Below are 21,284 nucleotides of genomic sequence, written 5' to 3' on the forward strand. Positions count from 1 at the left end.
TGAAATGAACGCGCTTACAAGACTGCTGATCGCCGGCGCACTTGCCGGTGCTCTAGGAACTTCAGCGGCCGCCGAAGATACGATCAAAGTTGGAGTGGTCCAGCCACAGGCAGGCGAGTGCGCTCAATGGGGCGTTCCGATTACTCGCGGTGTTCAGCTTTGGGCCGAAGAATTCAACGCGAACGGCGGTATCGCCGACGCAACGGGCAAGAAGCATAAGATCGAGGTAACTGGCTACGACAACAATTGCTACACAGCCGGTGATGAGCTGAACGCTTTCCGCCGTGCAATTCTTGATGACAAGGTGAGCTTCATTCTCCAGACCTTTACACCTGCTTCACGCCAGGCGGTCGCCGAGATCACTACCGAAAACAAGGTTCTGACAACAAGCTATGGTGCCGGCTATCTCGGCCCGAAGTACCCGTTCCTCATCGGTTCGGTCACCGGCTCACCGGCGTCATACATGTTTCTTGTCAGCCATCTCCTGGAGAGCCGGCCGGAGATCAAGCGTGTCGCAATCGTAACGGCAGACCACTCTTTCGGCCAGGCGGCGCTTGCTTATTACAAGGCAGGCCTGGCTCCCTACCTGGATCGCGTCGAGATCGTTTACTCGCAGCCCTACGATCCGGCATCAACGTCGGATATGCTCGGCCTGGCCACGCCGGTAATGGCATCCAATCCCGACCTTATCGTCGAGCTGGGCTTCACACCTGGACAGCAGGCCCTGTTCGTCGAGGCGATGGAGCAGTTGGGCTACAAGGGTCTCTACGGCAGCGAAGGCTGGACCATGGGCCTGGTAACGGAACGTGTCCCGGCTGCAGAAGTAGCTGGCCGGATCTTCAGCGCTTATGTCGTCGATGCTTCCGAGCCGAACTTCAGCCCGCGCGTGTCGGCGTTCTATAAGACCTACGTCGAGAAGTTCGGCGAGAAGGAATGGTCGGCGCTCGCGTCGGTCGCCTACGCAGCGATGACAACCATCGAGGCGGGGATTCAGAAGTCCTCTGATCCCACCGGCGCAGGCGTGCGCGACGCGCTTTTCGCAAGCGATACCGTGGATCAGCCGCTTTTCGGACCTTCGCGCTGGGGTGGATCGGAAATCTTCGGTGCCAACAACTGGCTGATGACTCCACTCCCGATCTACGTGACGGACGACAAGGGTGGTGTAAAGGTTACCGCCGTCGTTGATGTTGCTGCCTGGTGGAACGCTCACAAAGACGCAGCGCTGCTAGCACTCTCTGAAGGCGGTCAAGTCTCGGCAAAGTGAGGCTTATCGGCATAGGTGGCCGCGGACGTGCCGCGGCTACTCCGACCTCTCTCAGGTGATTGACCCGATGCAAATCTTACTGAATTGCCTATCGCTCACGTCCTTTTACCTTTGCTTCGCCCTCGGTCTGGCATTGGTTTTCGGCGTGATGCGAATCATTAATTTCGCCCATGGCGAATTCTTCATGATCGGCGCATACGCAACATATCTCTGTATTTCGACTCTCTCACCCCAGGTGGGTGGTCCAGTCGCATGGGCCGTCGGTGCAATCGTTGCGGCGGCGGTGACCGGGCTGCTCGGCCTGGTGCTACACAGAACCATGGTCGTGCCACTCGGCGACAAGCCTTTGGCGATTTTCATATCAACGCTTGCGTTGTCGTATGTCATTCAGACGATTGTCGTTCAAATCTTTGGGCCCGTTGGTCTTTCGATCGCCCCGCCGATGCGAGGCGTCGTGAACTTCGGCGGCGCCATTCTTCCGGCATCGAGACTCGTCGTCATTGGGGCGGTCGCCGTGCTAGCAGCCGGTCTGTGGGTATTCCTCATGAGGTCCGAGGCAGGCCGGCGCATTCGCGCTGTGGCTCAAAATCCGCGTGGCGCCCTCTTGCAAGGTATACGAACCGAGAAGGTGGGCCGACTTACCCTCATCCTCGGATCATCGATCGCGGGCATATGCGGTGCGGCCATGGGTCCCATCAGCCAGATCTCTCCCTTCATGGGGGCGGGTGCGCTATGGAAGGCGTTCATCATCATCATCGTTGGCGGTATTGGCAACATCTGGGGCGCGGTTGCTGCCGCTGCTATTTTCGGTGTCCTCGATACCCTCATGTCTCAGTTCGGTGCCGGACGTTTTCTCGCTCTCACGAGTGCGGCCGTCATGCTGTTCGTCCTGAGTGTTAAGCCATCTGGCCTGTTCGGGGAGAAGGAATAATGAGTGCGTTCCGACGCGATTTAATGACCGTGTGCGCACTGGGCGCCGCGCTTGTCGTCGGGGGCTTCGTCGGCAGTAACTATATGCTTGGTGTCCTCGTGCTTTTCGGCATGACTTCCATCCTGGTTCTGTCGTATCGCACCATCACGACAATGGGAGGTTGGTCGTTCGCTCATATCGCCATCATGGGGATCGGCGGCTACTCCGTTGCAATCCTTTCGAAGCCGCCATTCGACCTGCCGGTGCTGGTGGCAATAGTCGCAGGAGGATTGTTCGCGGCGCTATTTGCAGGGCTGCTGTCCTACCCCGTGCTTCGGACCCGCCAATATTACTTCTTCCTGTCTACCTTTGCGGCGGGAGAGGCACTGCGCCAATGCTTCATTCAGTTCCGGGAAATCACTGGCGGCACATCGGGCATCGCCTTTATCGAGCGGCCTGAAATCCTGCCTAATCCGTCGTCGACGCTGGAGTTCCTATGCCTGGTGGCCGCTGTGCTGGTCTTGTTGGGCATCTTCTACGCGTCACTGGATGCCTCCGATGCCGGCTTGAAGATCAAGGCTGTCGGCGAGGACGAGGCACTATCGTCGTCGATCGGGATCGATGCCTGGGCGTTGCGCGCCTTGGCGTTCATACTTGGCTCATTCGGCGCCGGAATATCGGGCGGTTTGTTCGCCACTTACAACGGCATCGTCTCGCCATCGGATATAAATGCGATGCTGATGTTCAAGGTCGTCGCGGCCTGTGTGATCGGTGGCACGACCCGTTTTTCCGGTCCAATTCTCGGACTGCTGTTTCTTACGCTGATCGAAGAAATCTTCAGATTTGTCCCTGAATTCGTCCCGATGATCTGGGGCGTATTTGTCATCATCGCAATACTCTTCGGACAATGGGCGCGTGGCCGCCTCATGGTCTGGAGGACTAAAAATGCTTGAGATCAATAATTTAAGCAAGATCTTCGGCAGCTTGAAAGCGGTAGATGGAGTGTCGCTCAAGCTCGGACGGAGCGAAATCCGCGGCCTTATCGGGCCGAATGGCTCGGGCAAGTCGACGACGATGAATTTAATAAGCGGAAGCTTGAAACCTTCTGCCGGTGACGTCAGCCTGGATGGTGTTCGCGTCGAAGGGTTCCCCTCGCATCGTATTGCCAGGCTGGGCCTGGTTCGAACATTTCAGCTTACGAGGGTCTACACTTCAGGAACCCTGCTTGAAGCCGTGGCGCTCGGCGTCCGAGCTGCACAGGGGTCAGCGTGGAACCCTAAGAGATGGATACCGACCGGAGAGACCGCGAAGATCAATATTGCTGCGTTCGAGGCACTGGAGCGGATGGGGCTTGCATCACGCGCCAATGAGCCTGCTGGGAACCTTCCAGGTGGTTTGAGGCGCGTACTAAGCATCGCAACCGCGCTGGCGACCCGCCCTCGAATACTGCTCCTGGACGAACCGTTGGCAGGGCTGCATGCAACCGAAAAGGCAGAGGTCTCGACACGGGTTGAACAACTGCGAGCAGATGGAATCTCGATTTTGCTCGTTGAGCACGACATGAAATCGGTGATGCGTCTGTGTGACAGGATCACCGTTTTGAATTTTGGCCGCGTCATTGCGGAAGGAACGCCTGAGGAAATCGGACGTCATCCTGAAGTGATTAAGGCGTATCTTGGTCGGAAGAGGAATAGTGATGCTTGAGGCGAAAGATCTGGTACTTGAATATGGTGGCGTCCGCGCGCTCAATGGGATGAGCTTTACGGCCAGCACTGAGCAAGTGACCGCGGTCGTCGGCAGCAACGGCGCGGGAAAGACGACCCTGATGAATGCTATCTGCGGTCTCGTCAAACTCGCCTCCGGCGAAATCCGATTGGACGGTGCAAAGCTCAATGGGCTTGCACCAGATGACATCGTGCGCAAGGGCATCTCTCTTGTGCCAGAGGGACGTGAGCTTTTTCCGAAACTGTCGGTCCTAGAGAACCTTTTGCTCGGCGCAACCGTTCGGCCTGATCCCACAAGGCGGCGCAAGACGCTGGAGCGAATTTTCGAGCTCTTTCCGGTGCTCGCCAACCGTCAAAAACAACAAGCAGGTCGAATGAGCGGCGGTGAACAGCAGATGCTTGCTTTTGGCCGGGCACTGATGGCGCAACCGAAGATGCTGTTGCTTGACGAACCGTCCATTGGCCTCGCCCCTATGGTCGAAGAGCAGCTCATCTCGGCCATCAGCGACTATTCGCGCGAAAGCGGGATCGGTGTGCTGATCGTCGAACAGAACGCCATGCTTGCGCTTGAGTATGCACAACATGCCTACGTCGTTGAGCAGGGGCGCGTTGCACTGTCCGGACCAGCAGCAGAGATAAGGGACGATCCTGCCGTCATCGCGTCCTACTTAGGCTAGTTGTCCCGAGATGCAGGACGTGTGTCAGGCCGCGCTGCGCGCTTATCGCGGCGCAACTAACCTCTGTTCATCCTGGCGGGTTGGCGATCAAGGCGCTCGCGTGTTGTCGGGACGCGGGCGTTAATCTGGTCGGTTAAACGCCGAGAAGGCACCTAGTGGCACTAAGGCGAAATCTGGTGGTGTTGGGCTCCTGCGACGCATCGGCCTGTTATCTACACCGCGGCCGCATAACATTTGGTTCAAAGGAACTTGTCGATGATCGACTCACCCTTATTTCAGCCCAGCGCAGACGAGATTCGCACGAGCGCAATCACGAGGTTTCGCGAATTCTGCACCTGTACCTACAAGGCTGATCTACCTGACCATGATGCGTTTCATCAATGGTCAATCGATGAACGCGGCAGTTTCTGGTCTGCCGTCTGGGATTATTGCGGCGTGATTGGACAGCCCGGGGCACGCGATCTCATCAACGGCGATGTTATGCTCCATGCTCGCTTCTTCCCCGACGCCAGCCTGAACTTCGCCGAAAACCTCCTGATCAAGAACGGTCCCCAACACGCGCTGATCTTCCGTGGTGAGGACAAGATGAGCTATCGCTGGAGCTGGGATCAGCTCCATTCCACCGTATCCAAGCTACAGCAAGCCTTCCGCGCGATGGGCATAGGCAAGGGCGACCGTATCTCGGCCATGATGCCGAACATGCCGGAGACAATCGCCTGCATGCTGGCCTCCGCCTCGATCGGTGCCATCTGGTCGTCCTGCTCGCCCGATTTCGGCGAGCAGGGCGTGCTCGACCGCTTCGGCCAGATCGAGCCGGGCCTATTCATCACCTGCGATGCCTACTGGTACAACGGCAAGCTGCAGGACGTCTCCGACAAGGTCCGGAACGTCGCGCCCAAGCTCGGCTGCCCCGTCATGGTCGTGGGTTACGCCGGCGACGCCGAAGCGCTGGCCGCATCGCTCGCCGGTGGCCGCACCATGGATGCCGCGACCATCCCCTTCACCGCGAGGCCCGTGGAATACGAGCCGCTGCCGTTCGCCCACCCGCTCTATATCCTGTTCTCCTCGGGCACGACCGGAGTGCCGAAATGCATCGTTCATTCTGCCGGCGGCACGCTGCTGCAACACCTGAAGGAACACCGCTTCCATTCCGGCATCGGCGATGGTGATCGCCTCTTCTACTTCACGACCTGCGGCTGGATGATGTGGAATTGGCTGGCCTCGGGTCTGGCGAGCGGCGCCACGCTCTGCCTGTTCGACGGCTCGCCCTTCGCGCCCTCGGGCAATATCCTGTGGGACTATGCAGCCGAGGAACGCTTCGCCGTCTTCGGCACCTCGGCCAAATACATCGATGCGGTGCGCAAGGGCGGCATCGAGCCGCTCAAGACACACGATCTCTCCGAATTGCGCCTGATCACCTCCACCGGCTCGCCGCTTTCGCCGGAAGGTTTTTCATTCGTCTATGAAGGCATCAAGCCGGACGTCCAGCTCGCCTCCATCTCCGGCGGCACCGACATCGTCTCCTGCTTCGTGCTCGGCAATCCGGTCAAGCCGGTCTGGAAGGGCGAGATCCAGGGGCCGGGCCTCGGCCTCGCAGTCGACATCTGGGACGATGAAGGCAAACCGGTCCATGGCGAGAAGGGCGAACTGGTCTGCACCAAAGCCTTCCCCTCCATGCCGGTGGGTTTCTGGAACGACCCTGATGGCGCCAAATACCGCGCGGCTTATTTCGAGCGCTTTGATAATATCTGGTGCCAGGGCGATTTCGCCGAATGGACCGAACACGGCGGCCTGATCATCCACGGCCGCTCGGATGCCACCCTCAATCCCGGCGGCGTGCGCATCGGTACCGCCGAGATCTACAACCAGGTCGAACAGCTCGATGAAGTCGCCGAGGCCATCTGCATCGGCCAGGACTGGGACGACCACGTCCGGGTTATCCTCTTCGTCCGTTTGGTACCGGGCCTGACGCTCGACGCCGATCTCGAAAAGAAGATCAAGACCAAGATCCGCATCGGTGCGTCACCGCGTCATGTACCGGCCAAAGTGATCCAGGTCGCCGACATTCCGCGCACCAAGTCCGGCAAGATCGTCGAGCTCGCCGTGCGCGAAGTCGTCCACGGACGGTCGGTGAAGACCAAGGAGGCGCTGGCCAACCCGGAAGCGCTGGAGCTCTATTCCGGGCTGGAAGCACTCTGCAGTGATTAATAATGGTCTGGCGCAAACATCATGGCCACTCGAATGTATTTCGGCATCACGAAGCAAGGTAACGACGGGGGTTGTAGCAGCGGAGTGGCGCCCGCCTACGAATTCCGTTTCCTTATCAGAAGCAATCTCACTTTGCAGATTGCAAAGCCTATGCCCGCGTCTCGACCATCGGCCAGACGGTTTGACAACCAGATCTTGGAAATCCAGTCGGCGGGGCTTCCATGTCGAATCCCGTCGCATCGTCTCCGAAACCATCTCCGGCAGCACTGCCATTGCCCAGCGGACAGGCTTCCGCCGCCTGATCGATCGTTTGGAGCATGGCGATGTCCTGGTCGTCACCAAGCTTGATCGTCTCGGTCGCAACGCGATTGATGTCAGCACCACCGTCGCTCAGCTCGAGGAGATGGGCGTGAAGGTTCACAGTCTCGCACTTGGCCGCGTCGATCTGGCAAGCTCAGCCGGTAAGATGACGATGAACGTCCTCAACGCTGTCGCCCAGTTCGAGCGGGATCTTCTCGTCGAACGCACCCAGACCGGCCTCGATCGCGCCAAGGCTGAAGAAAAGACACTCGGGCCGCCCCGTCCGCCTCAATGCAAAGCCCTTTGCCCGGGAATCCAAACTAGCAGGCAAACGATCATGCGGGTCAGGGACCTGTGCTTGTCGTTTCGCCCTCCCGCAAACGACCCCAGGATCCGGAACTGCTGCTCGAGGTTTGGGAGCAGTTCAGAACGACGATCGTCTTCGTTACGCATGATATCGACGAAGCCTTGCTGCTTTCGGATCGAATCATTGTCATGCAGGCACAGCCAGGTCGCATCCACGAAGAAATCACTGTGGCCTTCGAGAGGCCGAGGACCAGGGACATCATCGCGTCCCGCGAGTTCTTGCGTTTGAAGCAACGTTTCATACAGCTGCTTCGAATCGACAGGCGGGGGATACCTTGGCGAGGCTGTCGCCGCTTGGTTGATTGCAGCTGTGCTTCGCCGATTTCCCTCCCCTTCTCGGCTAAATTTCCAACTGCAAGCGCGCCGCCGCTGATCCGGCGTGCGTTTGGCGCCGCATCCCGCTCCTAAACCGTCACCCCCTTTGCCATGCGGCTAACAGCGCCGTTTTTCCCACTGACGTGAAAACATCAGAACAAAGTACCTTATCTCTACAGAATTTTGGGGCAACTGCGGCGGTGTTGGAGAATGCGTTCATCGGTGTCGTCTCCGGTCTCGGAAAGCAGGCGTCAGGAGGCGTTCAGCGCGTTTGTGGCGATCGCCTCGAAGCGCCTGTCGAACAGGTCCTCGGCCTTGATCGCGGGCTTGTTCAACTCCTTGGCCAGGAGATCGATCGTCGCCTGCTGGCGCACGATCAGGTCGTTCCAGTCGGAGGGGATGTCGAACTGACCATCAGCGTCGACCAGATACTGGCCATCTTCTGTGTTGAGGCCCTGGGTGGCGACGTAGTACCCCTCGATCCACTCCTTGGGATGCTCTTCCACCCAACGGGCGGCTAGCGCCCAGTAGCGCACATATTCGCCGAGAGCGGCTGCTTTGGCCGGGTCCTCAAGCACGGCTTGTGGGGCATAGAGATGGGCTGGATCATCGCGCAAGCCGTGCGGGATGGTGGTAGCGCCGTCGGCGCCATACTGGCGCAGATAGCGCTTGATGAGGACGCCCGAGATCGGCGCGACGTCGACTTGCTTGCCGGAAAGTGCCACCGGATAGGCATCGCCTTTGCTGGGCAATTCGATGAGATCTACATCCTCGTTTTCCAGGCTGGCGGCCTGCAGGACCCTCAACACCAGCGCGCCCTGTGCCTGACCGGGGCTGAAAGCAATCCGTTTTTCGCGCAGATCCGCGAGCGTCTTGACCTCGACTCCCGGTGCAATGCCGAGTTGATAGATCGGGTGCGCAACCGGTTCCTTACGGAACTTCGCGGCAATGATCTTGACCTTGAGCCCAGTCCAGGTCGCGTGGATGGGCGGAATGTCGGCAACCGATCCGACGTCCAAATGCGTTGGCGCGAAAGGCTTCGATTGTCTGTGGGCCGCCGCTGATATTGGCCCATTCGACCTCGAACGGCAGTTGATCGATCAGCCCCGATAATTCCAGCGCCCTTTGCGTCTCGGGAATCGCCGATACGAAGGACAGTGCCCGCCGGGATGTTGGTCGGCAGTTTGCCAGCGTCCGGGCTACCCGCCTGCGCAATGAGGGGGAGAAAGAAGCGACCAAGCCTACCGCGAACGCGGTCACGAACCCACCAAATCTCCTTCTTGAAAATCTCTCCACAGCTAACACCATCGTCTTGCTCCAGTTTTGGGAAGGCTCCGAATTTCGCGCTAGTATGTCCAGCGATTTGCTAGACTATAAAGCATCAGGTGCTGTTCTTTGCCACTCAAAGGAAACGCTGTTCGCCTCGAATGCTCATTCGGAGTACGCGCCGCTCAACAAACGGCTTAGGGTGCTGCAGAGCAGGTCGCGTTTCTGGCCGGCGCCAACTCACGTCGTCGCCAAAAGCGGTTCCTGATGCCCTATGCGCCATGCCAGCGAGCTTCGGCTTGGAACAGGACCCAGCGTGAAGCTGCTAGCAGAAAAATGGCTTCGGCTCCGGTCGTCGAAGGACAGGCACTATGGCCTGCGATGATTACCGGCCGATAGGAACGGCCGGGCTCGTAAAGACCGGAAGAGCTGCTGTTTCCTTTTTGATGGTTTCCCTGAAAAGTCTTCAGCCTAAACCTCATTATTGTGGTCCAGCCGTCGTATTTTCCAAGGCCAATGCACGGTAGAGTCATAGCTCTGTGCCGCCTGCGCGGCAGAGAAGGTAAGGCCATGGCAAGCCGAAACCACGGTAAGACGGCGAAGACCGTCAGGCTCTCCAAAGAACTATTCAGAGGGGATCGTCATCATTGATCCGGCGACTGGGAGGCTCGGCCGGTTGAAAAGAGGACGTTTGGCAATGGGGCGGCCACGAGATAGCTGGGGTGATCCAAGCGACGCACTTGCACAGATCACCTGCCAAAAATGGCGGACCGGTCCCGGAATCGAGCCGCCGTCGCGGGTTTTTTGCGGCCGTAGCGGCCTCGCTGTCTGCTGTGCGCCTGGCGAAACGCGCAGCAGATGAGAACCTGTGTGCGTCCCGCGGGCGCTGATGGTGCAGCCGGAGATACGGCTGCTCGATGAGCCGAGAGGGGCTCGCGAGCCATGACCGAGATTTCCATACAGGAAGAACTGGCGCGCATCTGAGCGAGAAAAACGTGATCCTGGTGGACAAGGGCGTGCCAGCCGGCGCGGGCGTTTCGCGCCTCCGGCGCGGCAATCATCCCTGTGAATCAGGCTTGTTTATATAGCGAAACTTCGACAAAAAGTCGCTCCGACGCGGATCGGGAGAAGGGAGCGGATATGGTCTTTCGATTGAAAGAGCGACTTGGCAAGAAACTTGAGGAAGAAGTGCAATTCTTCAAATGTTGGCAGAAGGATAAGAAAGGCGTGGGCGCACTCATGCCCACGTCGATCCACGCGGCGCGCCGCATGGCTAGTGTGGTCAACCCGCATTCTGAATTGCCGGTTTTGGAGCTTGGTGCCGGGACGGGTGTCATCACCAGGGCCATCCTGGAAAGAGGCATCCAACCGCATCGGGTGACTTCGGTCGAATATTCCAAGGATTTTTATGATGGCCTGGTGCGACGCTTTCCGGGAGTGGATTTCCGCTTGGGCAATGCGTTTGCCTTGGAAGAAATTCTGGGGGAGCGCCGGGAAAAGTTCGATTGTGTCATAAGCGCAGTGCCGATGTTGAGCTTTCCGATGCAACAGCGCCTCACACTGCTCGAGGATTTGCTTGCACGAGTCCCCGCCGGGCGACCTGTGATCCAAATCACCTACGGTCTTCTGTCACCGGTGCTCAAAATGCCCGACCGTTACATCGTTTCTCACTATGATTTCGTCGTTCGCAATGTTCCCCCCGCACAACTCTGGACCTATCGACGGGCAGTGTGAAACCACAGGGGACGCGAGCGACAGGTGGCTTTCGGAATCCTTGTACAGGACTGCACAGCCGATTGAACTTGGTGCTGTGGCCAGCCATTCGCGGCCCTGGCTGGACCGCCTTCCCTTCCGCATTTTCTGAGGATCGATTTGACCGCAGCAGAGAGATGATGTTCGGCTACAAGCATTGAGAGCGGCGAAGCTTCCCGCTAACGCCGATGTTTCTCCGGTATTTCCGGAGATGCATTCCTCGAGACGCGCCAGGCGGGACTTCGCATTGCGAAGTTCATGTCCGGCTTCGAAACGTCGATGGCGTCCTTGAGGTGTGGGCGCTATGAGGTCGCGCTCCAGTTCCGCAATGCGCGCACGCACCTGCCGAGCCTCGTCCTGACGCAACGCCTTGATCCATCCACGCCCGCGCATCGGTCTTCCTGCCAGCAAAAGCCATGCGGGTTTATCCACCGAGACCTTAATTTCCGGCAAGTTCCAAAGGGCTGCCGACATAGGGATCTGCCAAGGGTCAGGCCTACTGCAATCGGCTATCGAGCTTGCCATTGAAACCGAGCAGTCGCCGCCAGGAAAAGGGACAGCGCGTCACATTTCTGACAGATCGGTCGACATTGGATGCACTGCTTGGCGCGAGCCCCCGAAAAAGCCTTTGTCGAAGGAACCATGATGTCCGCTTCCATTGCCCCGCAACCATTTAATCAGCGGAAGAGACTTTTGGTCGTCCAGGCCTTGAGCATAGCGGCGATTGGCTCGCTGCTATTCTCTCGCCCCGGTTGGGATGAAGCATCTAGCCTTCACGAGGTCATCGAGATGATCGGTTTTGTTCTGATCCTCGTCTGCATAATCGGGAGGTTGTGGAGCATCCTCTATGTCGGGGGGCGGAAGAACAGCGAGTTGGCAGTCAGCGGGCCGTACTGGATCACTCGCAATCCCCTATATCTGTTTTCGACGATCGGAGCATTCGGCATCGGCCTCATGTTCGGATCGCTCATCGTTGCATCCGCTCTGGGGGGTGCACCTACGCGGTTTTCGGGATGACTGCCCGAAAGGAAGAGACGTTTCTTCGTGACAAATTTGGTCCGGAGTTCGAAGCATATGTGGCAAGAACGCCGCGGTTCTGGCCCAAGCCGTGGCTGCATCAGGACAAGCATCAGCACACGTTCTCCACGAACGCATTAAGAAGCACATTCTTCGATGCCCTCTATTTTCTGGCGATCTTTCCAGCCATCGAAGGCATCGAATACCTCCAGGTAGCTGGCTATCTGCCCACCTTTTTTTGGCTGTTCTGATCCTAAAGACGGAGCAATAAGCTTTGTAGCGCACCAGAACCGCGCCTGTTGCGATCAAGGCAACCCCTGCCCAGTTCGACAACGATTTCCTTGAGGAATGTCGCTCCGAACACCGCCACCAGCACGAGGCTCAGTTTGTCGACAGGGGCAACGCGTGCTGCGTCTCCCAAACTGGAGCGCGCGAAAGTAGCAGATCCACGATGCACCCGTCGCCACCCCGGATTGTCCTGCGTCACGTAATCGTCCAGGCACTCGGGAAGCAGTGCCGCTTGCCGGCGATCCTCGCCCCCGACAAACCGCTTCAGCCCGACTCACCTCGCTGATCGGGAATCACGTTATCAAATCAACGTATTTCCACGACAGGCTGGACCCGTTCCGGCCATTGCCGTTGCCACCACGAAGGGTCTTGCAAGGGATTGTTAAGTTCCTCACACCTCTTGGCGATCACCGGAGCAGACCTGGCATTCCTAAGACGTTGTGGCACGGTGGCTTTGTTAGGGCACCGGTATGGTGGGTGTGGTCCTGGACGGAGGCGCGCGTCGCTTCGGGTTTGGCAGGCGATGCACACCGGACCGGCCGAGTGCCCGCGTGCCGTTGTCAAGAACACTTGGAATGCGGCGTGAAATATCGCGCCAGTGCGAGGCATATTGATAGACGGCTACGGTATCTTCGACCGCGTTGTGGTCGACGGCCCTTTCAGGTTGCACCTCCTCACCCTTCATCTGGACGATTTGCTTCTTGGGCTCGAGGATCGTCGTGCGGCCATGCAGGATCATGGCCACCTTCTGGTAGTTGGAGATGTAGACCGGCCGCTCCGGTTCGTCCGCTTCGATCAGGTCGTCGCCGAAAAAGCGGCTGCGATAGCTAGCCTGCAGCAGGGCAAGCAGCGACGGCGCAATATCCACCTGGCTCGCCAGCCGGTTGATCCGGCGGGGCTCGACAAAGCCCTGCGACCAGATGATGCACGGTATGTGGTATTTGTTCATGTCGAGCTCCACCTTGCCTGCGACGCTCGCCGTATGATCGGCGACAAAGACAAAAACGGTATCCCTGAACCACGGTTTCGCCGATGCCTTCTTGACCAGTTCCCCGATCGCGTAGTCGGAATATTTGACCGCCCCGTCGCGCCCGCCCGGCGATGGGATGTCTATGGCGCCAGCTGGATAGGTAAAGGGCCGGTGGTTTGACGTGTTCATGACGAAGCTGAAGAAGTTCTTGCCGGCTTTCGCCGAGGCGTCGGCTTGGCGGATCACCTCGTCATAGAGATCCTCATCGCTAACGCCCCACGCATTGGCGAAATGCACATTGCCTGCCGCCATCGTAGCGCGGTCGACGATACCGAAGCCATTACCGGAAAAGAACGCGTTCATGTTGTCGAAATAGCCGTAGCCGCCATAGAGGAAGCGCGTATCGTAGCCCGAATCCTGGAACACAGAGCCAATGGTGAAGAGATTGTCGTTGCCGGGGCGACGCAGGATCGATTGCCCCGGGGTCGGCGGGACTGAAAGCGCGATCGCTTCAAGCCCGCGCACGGTGCGCGTGCCGGTCGCCCGCATTTCCGTGAAAAGCAGGCCTTCAGACGCCAGCCGGTCAAGGTTCGGTGTCAGTCTTTTCGGATTGCCGAATGTGCCCATGAACTCCGCACTCATGCTTTCCATGCCGACCAGGATGACGTTCTTGCGCAGCATCGGCCCCTCGGCTCGAATGTCACGCGTGATGTCGTTTAAATCGGTGCTTTCGAACGGCTCGTGATCTTCCGCTAAAAGGTCGCGTGTCCGTTCGGCCGCCTGTTTCTCGGGTATGGTCCGATAGAAATTCGCGAAATCGATCTCATTCGAGAAGAAGGCGCTAACCAAACCATAGAGTCCGTTGCCCCCGAGTTCGCGGGCGATCGCGCTCGGCATCGGCCGTGTGATCGAATCGGGCGTCACCAACACGCCGGCGGCGGCCATTCCCGTTATCGTCGCAAAGACCGCCAGCCGCTTCACGAACGGCGGATGCGGCGCGAAGCCTGCCTTCACCTGGCGGCGGAGCAGATAGGTCCCGCCGACCGCCAACAGGCCGATGCCGGCAAGCAGCGGCACGACCGGATAGCTCTCCATGATGTTCTGGATCACTTCCTGCGTGTACACGAGGTAGTCGACCGCGATGAAATTGAAGCGCGTCGTGAATTCGTCCCAGAAGAAATACTCGCTGACCCCCTGCACGACCATCAGAAACAGGAAGATTGCGAAGCCCGAGAGCCCAACTGCGCGGTCAAACCGCTTTCCGGCCCACGAAACTGGCAGGAGCAGCGGGAAGAGGAGAAAGACCACGAGGATTGGAAGCAGCGTGACGATATCGAACCAGATGCCAGTGAAGAAAGGAGCCAGCCAGTCGGCCGGATGGAAAGACAGGTCTTTGGCCGAAACCAGCGACAGCGCCAGCCTGACCAGGAACTGAGTCAACAGGAAAAGCAGGATGAATGGCTTCAGCCGACGAAAGAACGCACCGACCGATTGAGCAAAAGTCATAGCAAGCCTCCGAAGCAGCTGGATGTCTGGGCAATTATGCCTCGTTTTCAATTTTGGCAACCGTCGGGACGAGATCGATCGCATGGTCTGCGATGCCGATCCCCGATTCGGCCCGCGCGAGTCCGAAACTTCATCGACGGTGGTGGTGGCGAGACAATGTGAAAGGTTCGCGGCGAAGGTGATTTGTTCCTCACTTTGAAGGCGCTGCATCCCAGCCTCCCCTGTGGGAGAAGGTGGATGGGCACGAAACGCCGAGCCGAATGAGCGATCGTCCTCATGTTGCCGGGCCTCACTCGAGCATCACCCGAGGATGCAGCCGGGAGACCCGCGGCGGCGGCAGCTTTCGGCGAGATCATGGACCGATTTCTCAATAGTCCGTGACGTGTCTGCAGAGCGAGCCTAGGCGGCGATGCATGCGAGGCTGGCGCGGGGCTGGTCAAGAGGGCATTGTCGACATACAGGGCAGCGGAACGCTCGGCTCGGCAGAGAAGCGAACTGGGCCTCTTGACACATGATCGCCTTTGGGGGGCGGAGAGATGACCGCCTTGCGGAGATTTGAGAGGCCGGTTGTTGTCCGGGTTGGCCGCGGGATGTGACCACCGAGATGCTTAGGGGCGTCTCTGACATGCTGAGCGGCTTTGCCCGCCATGAGCAGCTCGACACGAACCGCAAGGCGCTAATAGCTGCATGTGAAGAACAGCCCGATCGCCGCTGCGACGTGAGGCCCTATTATGGCGGCGCCTTCTACTACCTCCAGCTTGAAATTGAGGACGTGCGCCTCGTCTACGCGCCCGCGCTCGGCATCGGCAACTTCGGCGTTCAAACGGACAATTGGATGTGGCCGCGCAACACGGGCGACTTCGGCTTCTATCGCGCCTATGTCGCTCCTGACGGTTCCTCCCGGCTTTATGCGCGCGACAATGTGCCTTACCGGCCAAAGATTTGGCTGCCCATAGCCCGTGAAGGCGTCAAGAAGGCGATTTTGTGATGGTCGCCGGCTTTCCCGGCGCAACCCACCGATTCCTCACCGCCGATGAAGTCCGGTTCAACTTCGCCGACTACGAACCACTGTCCCAGCGTTTGCTCTCGGATTATGCCGATCAGATCAACCGAGCCACGGCAAGCAATCGCGAAGCGCAGATCCGCTACGCCTCCATCCTGCAAGGCGTGGAAAACTACAAGAAGAAGCTGGGGGCGATCTAGCCGGCGCCGACGCGATCGGCCTCGACGCGCGCAAGGCCATCGAGGAGAAAGCTTTTCGCGCCTGGGTCGCCGAGTACCCGTGCGGCAGACGCGCTTTTGACGCAGCAAACCGCGAACTGGACGGGATGGTGGGCGAAAATAGCCGGGCTTTGCTGGCGAGGCTGCGCCAGGCGTTGCTCAATCGCGCGCAACTACTGTCATCGGCACGCACTCTCTATCGCTGGACAAAGGAGCACGAGAAGGCCGATGAAGACCGTGAAAGCGGCTTTCAGGATCGTGACCGTAAAGAAATCTTGGATCAGCTGACGCAGATCGAGCGCGGCTATTTGCCAGACATCGATCGAAAGCTGTTCGAGGCCGCACTCGACGAATATCGCCGGCTGGATGCAAAGGACCGCGATACTACTTTCGAAAGCGCTTTGGACCAAATTGGCCTTGACCGACTTTATGCAGACACCAACTCGCAGACACGGCAACGCGGCTCGGCTGGCCCGACAAGCCCGCTGCTGCCTTCGAGGCGTCGGACGATCCTTTCATCAAGCTGGTGGTCGCGCTCTATCCCGGCGACATAGCTGCGAAGCACGCTGCGAAGGACCGCGCTGGACGCAGCCAGGCGGCTCGCGCCATCTATATGCACGGCCAGCGTGCCTACCGCCAGGCAATCGGCCGGCCGATGTATCCCGACGCGAATGGCTCGCTGCGCATCAACTGGGGCAAGGTGGCGGGGCGAACACGCGACGGGCAGATCTGGATGCCCTTTACCACGGCCGAGGGACTTCTAGCCAAAGAAACGGGCAAGGGTGAGTTGGACGCTCCAGATCCGGCTATCGCAGCGATCCGAGCCAGGATTATGGCCCCTATGTCGCGCCGACGCTGGGCACGTTACCGGTCACCTTCCTGTCCACCGCCGACATTACCAACGGCAACAGCGGCTCGGCGACGCTGAATGGGCGCGGCGAGTTCGTCGGTCTCGCCTTCGATGGCACGCTTGATGGAGTGATCTCCGATTGGGCATATGCCGCAGACCGCAATCGCAGCATCCATGTCGACAGTCGCTTCATGCTCTGGACCATGGACAAGATTGACGGCGCTGGCCGGTTGCTCAAGGAGACGGGAGTGCTCCCGGCGTCGCGCTCCTGAGCGGGGTAGTCTGGTGGTAGCGAAATGCAATTCGGGGACATTGACGTGAGCTTGCCACAGCGATCGTTGATCGTGCTCGAATCGGCCGGCGCTCCAATGCATGCGCAACATTCAAAGGTTCGCCAGCGCCTGAGCCGTTGCCCAATACCGTTTCTCCCTTGGCATAACTTCAAATGACGTAACTCTGTGTAGTCGCACCGATGCGCCTGAACATCGCACTTTCATCTTTTTTGCGTGTTTCGCAAACTCTGGACAGGGCTAAATTGCGGATGGCTGTTTCGCTAAGTCCACGCACAGCTTGCCGGCGTCTGTCCTCGGGAGAGCTGGCTTGATTTGTCTGAACAGTTTGGCGAGGACCGCGAATGAAGGCAGCATAGGGAATGGAAGCGCCACGGGCGACGACTCGATAGAAGCGGTTCAGCCGTTCGACCAGCGAAGTGACGTTCGTTAATCGCACTACTCAGGGTCCGAGCTGAAGCCCTCAATCGAGGAGCGGTTTTTCTTGAGCATGGCCTGAAGAGACGTGTCGAGATTATCGTGCAGGCCTTCAGCATGATCCCGCCGATGGTCTCAGGCACAGATCGTATAGCGACCATGCCCTTCCGGCTGGTTGAGCATTTCAAGACAACCTTGCCCCTGCGGATCGTCGAACTTCCGCTGCCGCTCCCGCATTCACCGAGGCCCTCCAATGGCCCGTCCTTCACAACAGTGATGCGGCAAGCATCTGGATGCGAGAGATATTGTTACAGGAGGCGTCTCGAATGACTCCTCCGCGGGACGCCAAAAGCCGTCTCAGGCACCCCTAATTTACTCCCGCGTCTCACGCCGCCATTCGCGTCAATAGCCCTTGTTGGACTAGATCGATGCTCGCGGCAAGTGCGCCGGCGAGATCGTCCAGCGGGTGGGCTGCGTCGACAAACGGTGCGAATGAGAAGGGGCCCGCATAACGCCTTCAAGCAGCGCCCGGATCTGGCTGCCATTGTCGGAACCGAATAGGACGCGATCCGGGTAAATCCAGTGGATTGGATCGTTCACTCTTGAAATGTGCACGAGACCGGTCAGGTCGCAGGAGAAGAATGGCTCCCCGGCGAGCGTGTGATGAAACGTGTCGTGCACGAGGCGGAAGACGGACTGGCCATCAATGGCGGCAATGGCCTTAGCCGCTTCGTTCTTCGATCGAAGCGAGCAGGTCTGGAAGCCCAGCGGCTCGATGAGACCGATCAGGCCGCGCGACTGGAGGATCGGCTTGAGCGCCTTCAAGGCGACGCGGAGATCGCCCCGGCGCTCGCCATTGGCGGGCCAGGAGCCGTCGTTGACAGGCATTAGCATGAGCGTCTTGGCTCCGCAGGCCGCCGCATAATCGGCGAGCTTGCTCGCCTCGGTCTTGCGGGCGGGGGTCCACTCATTGAAGCGCTGCAAGGCATTGATGGAAATAATCCCAACGCCTGTTTCGGCGGCGGCAGAGCGGACGTCCGCCGCCGGCATGCCGCGTGCAATAGCATTGCTGCGTTGTTGGCTGCGGATCTGGACATCGGTCAGGCCCTGGTCACGGGGAAAAGCGAAAAGTGCCCTGACGTCGAGTCCGGGCGTCGCCATGTGGTCGAGTGCAAAGCGGGGCGCTGCTTGGCGCATGGCTTGGTTTTCCTTCAATGTTCCCGGAAATTTTGACGCTATTGCGACACTTGACTTAAGACAAACGATTAGATCAGATGTTTTTCATCTGAAAAGGAGATGGCTGATGAACAGCGCCGACCTCAGGTTTTTCCAAGCGGTTGTGAGAGCAAACAGCACGGATTGAAGCACAATGGCTGGCTAGGGTGCTCCGCTTGCGCGTGCCATGCGGCCAAACTCATTTCGACATCGGTTAAGGAGCTTGAGGTCAGCACTGCTGCTCTTAAGACCGAGGTTCAACAATCAAATCGAGATCAGTAAGTGTGACTGTCGTCGAAGGTGACCCGCAGCAGCCGAGTGCCCCGTCTGTGGGATGCCTCTCGTTTGCCAAAACTTGGACAGTCACACGATCTTCGCATGATGGGGTCGGAACAAGAACTGCTCAAAATCGTACGAGGCATTTATCAACCAAAGGCAGCTACGGTTGATTGATGATGATTCCTTCACCCAGGCTTCGGCGCATCTGGCGCCCCGTGGCGACGCGAAAAACTCTCAGTAGCTGCAGCGCCGGCGGCACACGCGACCAGATGGTCCTCAAGACTTCTAGACCATGCCGGGTTTTCCGAACGGCGCTCCCGGATACCACGCGCTGTGACCATCGGAAGCCAACCTCGTGGAAATACAGGTCGGCATGCTGCGGGCTGATATGATGAAAGACGCCGGCGATGGTACGGCGGACGCGGGAGTTGAAGCCCTCTACCGAATTGACGTGGACGGCATCGCGAACATACTCACCACTGGAATGCTTCACGGGCTCGTGCTTGGCAAAGCTCTCACCAATGGCCATGAATGCTTTCCACTCATCGCTCATCAAATGAGCTCTCGACTCGATCTGCGCTTCAATGACGCGTTCGCTTGCTCGCGCTGAGAGACCGGTCACGACCGCGGCTCCGTTGCCCCACAGTCGAGAATGCGGATGTCGGTTGTGTGCATCGGTGATACATGCTTGCGCCGCGCGATAGGTCTCGGACCGCGCGTGGAAGGTGCGCATCCAGCCGATCTGGTGCGCGCTGATGCCCTTGGACGCGCTCGCCATTCGCTTCGGACCGAGGTTGGTCGCATCGGCCAGCACGCCAGCCAGCATGGCCGAGACATTTCTTGGGACGTCGCCGGTGCGAATATACCAAACGCACCCTAGGCCGGCAGTCGCCCCCGAACAGTGCAAAGGCTGCATCACGCACGCCATGACCGGTGGCGAAACTCTGACGGATTGGGCTCTTTGCGGTCTTCCCGCCTTTGCGAAGCTCCTCGAAGACCGGGGATTCGCTCAGCTTGAGGCGCAGATAAAGAGACAGCACGATCAAAACCGATGATAGCAGGAACGGAATTCTCCAACCCCATTGCTTGAAGAGTTCTTCGCCGAGCGACAGCCGGCACGTAAGCACGACGACAATCGCCAGAAAAAAGCCGACGGTTGCCGTTGTCTGGATAAAGCTCGTGAAGAACCCGCGCCGGTTCGCCGGTGCGTGTTCTGCGACGTAAACGGCGCGCCGCCGTATTCGCCGCCGATCGCCAATACCTGGATGAGCCGAAGGACCACAAGAGCGATCGGCGCGAAATATCCCGCGGTCTCAAAGGTTGGCAAGACGCCGACGAGCGCGGTCGCAATGCCCATCAGAATGAGCGTCATCAAGAACGTGCTCTTGCGTCCGACGCGGTCGCCGATGCTGCCGAACAGCAGGGCTCCCAATGGGCGCACGAGGAAGCCTGTGGTAAAGGTTGCGACGCTGATCAGAACAGCTGCCGTCGGTTCATTGGCAGGGTAGAAGAGCGTTGAGAAGAAAATCGCCAGATTTCCGTAAAGATATTCCGTAAAGATAGAAGTCGTACCATTCGATGACCGTGCCGGCGCTTGATGTAAGGACGACGGTACAGATACCTGGTTTGCGGACCGAGTCGCCCCTTTCCTGTAGCTGTTGCGTGCTGCAGTTCCCCTTTATGTTTTGAAAGTAGTCGGCCCTCTCTTCAGGGCCGTGATAAGTCAGCTCGCGATGCGCTGATCGAATGCGTAGACGCCAAGTCTTTCGCTTGCCTCGCGCACGGTTCGGCGGACGATGTCCTTCGCCGACGGCAGATCGTTGATGAGGCCCACCGCCTCACCGACAGTCACGTTGGCCGTGTCATAGTCGCCAGAGGCCCATGCCGCCTCGACCTTCGACAATTCTTCGGAATGCAGCGTGCGCAGCTCTTCTTCCCGCCCGTGCCACTTGTCGATGAAGCCGTTTTTGAGCAGTCGGCCGGTATAGCCAGCGGGCCAAGCCTTCTGACGGACGATATCGTAGACGGAAGTCCGGATTGTCTCGTCGCCAGAGGCAGCGACTACCTTGTCCTTGGCTGCCGGATGGATGAGCGACTCGCGCGTAGCCCAGAACCTGGTTCCCATCAGGACCCCGTCTGCTCCGAGCATCAGCGAAGCGGCCAGGCCACGACCGTCGGCAATGCCGCCTGCCGCCACGACAATGACAGAAGGCGAAATCTTTGCCACCAGATCCACGACTGCGGGAACGAAGGGCATCGTTGACCGCGCGACCAGGCCATGGCCGCCGGCCTCGGTCCCCTGAACAATAAGAATGTCGGCGCCAACGTCGATTGCGCGCCGGGCATGTTCGAGTGTGTGGATCATGCAAATCAGCGGAACACCCGACTGCTTGACCCGTGCCGCGAGCTTCGCCGGATCCGAAAACGAAAGCATCATCGCGGACGGACG

At 58.9% G+C, this 21,284-nt stretch carries 12 protein-coding genes and 7 pseudogenes; 12 read left to right on the forward strand and 7 right to left on the reverse strand.

Features of this window, described 5'->3' with window-relative positions; genetic code table 11:
- Positions 1-4: 4 nt before the first annotated feature.
- The 7 genes and pseudogenes from AC0L18_RS26155 to AC0L18_RS26185 all read left to right on the forward strand — a co-directional run.
- Positions 5-1,264: an ABC transporter substrate-binding protein gene (locus tag AC0L18_RS26155; protein WP_473494806.1), complete on the forward strand. Its 1,260-nt coding sequence runs from the start codon at positions 5-7 to the stop codon at positions 1,262-1,264.
- Between the two features lie 67 nt (positions 1,265-1,331).
- On the forward strand, positions 1,332-2,195 hold the full coding sequence (locus AC0L18_RS26160) for a branched-chain amino acid ABC transporter permease (RefSeq protein WP_473494807.1): 864 nt from the start codon (positions 1,332-1,334) through the stop codon (positions 2,193-2,195).
- Entirely contained in the window at positions 2,195-3,127 is a 933-nt protein-coding gene (locus tag AC0L18_RS26165; protein WP_473494808.1) for a branched-chain amino acid ABC transporter permease, read from the forward strand. The genes AC0L18_RS26160 and AC0L18_RS26165 overlap by 1 nt, the downstream gene beginning before the upstream one ends.
- The gene (locus AC0L18_RS26170; protein WP_473494809.1) at positions 3,120-3,878 is read left to right on the forward strand and encodes an ABC transporter ATP-binding protein; all 759 of its coding nucleotides are present in this window, start codon (positions 3,120-3,122) and stop codon (positions 3,876-3,878) included. The genes AC0L18_RS26165 and AC0L18_RS26170 overlap by 8 nt, the downstream gene beginning before the upstream one ends.
- Positions 3,871-4,575, forward strand: a complete 705-nt coding sequence (locus AC0L18_RS26175) for an ABC transporter ATP-binding protein (protein WP_127208196.1) — start codon at positions 3,871-3,873, stop codon at positions 4,573-4,575. Before AC0L18_RS26170 ends, AC0L18_RS26175 begins: the two co-directional genes overlap by 8 nt.
- Positions 4,576-4,830: 255 nt before the next feature.
- Positions 4,831-6,783 (forward strand): acetoacetate--CoA ligase, encoded by a 1,953-nt coding sequence (locus AC0L18_RS26180; protein WP_473494810.1) that lies wholly within the window; start codon positions 4,831-4,833, stop codon positions 6,781-6,783.
- A gap of 101 nt (positions 6,784-6,884) precedes the next feature.
- Positions 6,885-7,363: pseudogene (locus AC0L18_RS26185) on the forward strand (recombinase family protein); the annotation flags it as partial.
- A 652-nt stretch (positions 7,364-8,015) separates the two neighbouring features.
- On the opposite strand, the gene AC0L18_RS26190 reads toward AC0L18_RS26185, so the two are convergent.
- A complete protein-coding gene (locus AC0L18_RS26190) occupies positions 8,016-8,783 on the reverse strand; it encodes an ABC transporter substrate-binding protein (protein ID WP_473494811.1) in 768 nt (255 codons plus the stop codon).
- 1,387 nt (positions 8,784-10,170) lie between these two features.
- On the opposite strand from AC0L18_RS26190, the gene pmtA reads away from it, so the two are divergent.
- From pmtA to AC0L18_RS26205, 3 genes are all read left to right on the forward strand, one after another.
- Positions 10,171-10,764 carry a phospholipid N-methyltransferase PmtA gene (pmtA, locus tag AC0L18_RS26195; protein ID WP_292269697.1) on the forward strand — a complete coding sequence of 198 codons (594 nt, stop codon included), beginning with the start codon at positions 10,171-10,173 and terminating at the stop codon, positions 10,762-10,764.
- A 621-nt stretch (positions 10,765-11,385) separates the two neighbouring features.
- Positions 11,386-11,799: a methyltransferase family protein gene (locus AC0L18_RS26200; protein ID WP_473494812.1), complete on the forward strand. Its 414-nt coding sequence runs from the start codon at positions 11,386-11,388 to the stop codon at positions 11,797-11,799.
- Positions 11,796-12,050, forward strand: a complete 255-nt coding sequence (locus AC0L18_RS26205) for a hypothetical protein (RefSeq protein WP_473494820.1) — start codon at positions 11,796-11,798, stop codon at positions 12,048-12,050. Before AC0L18_RS26200 ends, AC0L18_RS26205 begins: the two co-directional genes overlap by 4 nt.
- A gap of 31 nt (positions 12,051-12,081) precedes the next feature.
- Here AC0L18_RS26205 and AC0L18_RS26210 read toward each other — a convergent pair.
- Positions 12,082-12,272 (reverse strand): annotated as a pseudogene (locus AC0L18_RS26210) (EamA family transporter); the annotation flags it as partial.
- A gap of 272 nt (positions 12,273-12,544) precedes the next feature.
- The gene (locus AC0L18_RS26215) at positions 12,545-14,563 is read right to left on the reverse strand and encodes an LTA synthase family protein (RefSeq protein WP_473494813.1); all 2,019 of its coding nucleotides are present in this window, start codon (positions 14,561-14,563) and stop codon (positions 12,545-12,547) included.
- Between the two features lie 625 nt (positions 14,564-15,188).
- Here AC0L18_RS26215 and AC0L18_RS26220 point away from each other — a divergent pair.
- Together AC0L18_RS26220 and AC0L18_RS26225 are read left to right on the forward strand one after the other, a co-directional pair.
- Positions 15,189-16,906, forward strand: a pseudogene (locus tag AC0L18_RS26220) (S46 family peptidase).
- Between the two features lie 463 nt (positions 16,907-17,369).
- A pseudogene (locus AC0L18_RS26225) lies at positions 17,370-17,712 on the forward strand (type 2 periplasmic-binding domain-containing protein); the annotation flags it as partial.
- 14 nt (positions 17,713-17,726) lie between these two features.
- Here the strand turns inward: AC0L18_RS26225 and AC0L18_RS26230 are convergent.
- The 4 genes and pseudogenes from AC0L18_RS26230 to AC0L18_RS26245 all read right to left on the reverse strand — a co-directional run bounded on the left by AC0L18_RS26230 (position 17,727) and on the right by AC0L18_RS26245 (position 21,272).
- Positions 17,727-18,538, reverse strand: a pseudogene (locus AC0L18_RS26230) (TIM barrel protein).
- 443 nt (positions 18,539-18,981) lie between these two features.
- Positions 18,982-19,763, reverse strand: a pseudogene (locus AC0L18_RS26235) (IS1595 family transposase).
- A 94-nt stretch (positions 19,764-19,857) separates the two neighbouring features.
- Positions 19,858-20,276, reverse strand: a pseudogene (locus AC0L18_RS26240) (MFS transporter); the annotation flags it as partial.
- 282 nt (positions 20,277-20,558) lie between these two features.
- The gene (locus AC0L18_RS26245; RefSeq protein WP_473494819.1) at positions 20,559-21,272 is read right to left on the reverse strand and encodes an NAD(P)H-dependent flavin oxidoreductase; all 714 of its coding nucleotides are present in this window, start codon (positions 21,270-21,272) and stop codon (positions 20,559-20,561) included.
- Positions 21,273-21,284 lie beyond the last annotated feature (12 nt).

The sequence above is a fragment of the Mesorhizobium sp. WSM4819 genome, assembly GCF_055811215.1.

Excerpts from the sequence above, each read along its gene's own strand:
- AC0L18_RS26170 (WP_473494809.1), top strand. The coding sequence starts at position 3,120 with ATGCTTGAGATCAATAATTTAAGCAAGATCTTCGGCAGCTTGAAAGCG.
- AC0L18_RS26165 (WP_473494808.1), top strand. The coding sequence starts at position 2,195 with ATGAGTGCGTTCCGACGCGATTTAATGACCGTGTGCGCACTGGGCGCC.
- AC0L18_RS26215 (WP_473494813.1), bottom strand. The coding sequence starts at position 14,563 with ATGACTTTTGCTCAATCGGTCGGTGCGTTCTTTCGTCGGCTGAAGCCA.
- AC0L18_RS26155 (WP_473494806.1), top strand. The coding sequence starts at position 5 with ATGAACGCGCTTACAAGACTGCTGATCGCCGGCGCACTTGCCGGTGCT.
- AC0L18_RS26180 (WP_473494810.1), top strand. The coding sequence starts at position 4,831 with ATGATCGACTCACCCTTATTTCAGCCCAGCGCAGACGAGATTCGCACG.
- pmtA (WP_292269697.1), top strand. The coding sequence starts at position 10,171 with ATGGTCTTTCGATTGAAAGAGCGACTTGGCAAGAAACTTGAGGAAGAA.
- AC0L18_RS26175 (WP_127208196.1), top strand. The coding sequence starts at position 3,871 with ATGCTTGAGGCGAAAGATCTGGTACTTGAATATGGTGGCGTCCGCGCG.
- AC0L18_RS26245 (WP_473494819.1), bottom strand. The coding sequence starts at position 21,272 with ATGATGCTTTCGTTTTCGGATCCGGCGAAGCTCGCGGCACGGGTCAAG.
- AC0L18_RS26205 (WP_473494820.1), top strand. The coding sequence starts at position 11,796 with ATGACTGCCCGAAAGGAAGAGACGTTTCTTCGTGACAAATTTGGTCCG.
- AC0L18_RS26160 (WP_473494807.1), top strand. The coding sequence starts at position 1,332 with ATGCAAATCTTACTGAATTGCCTATCGCTCACGTCCTTTTACCTTTGC.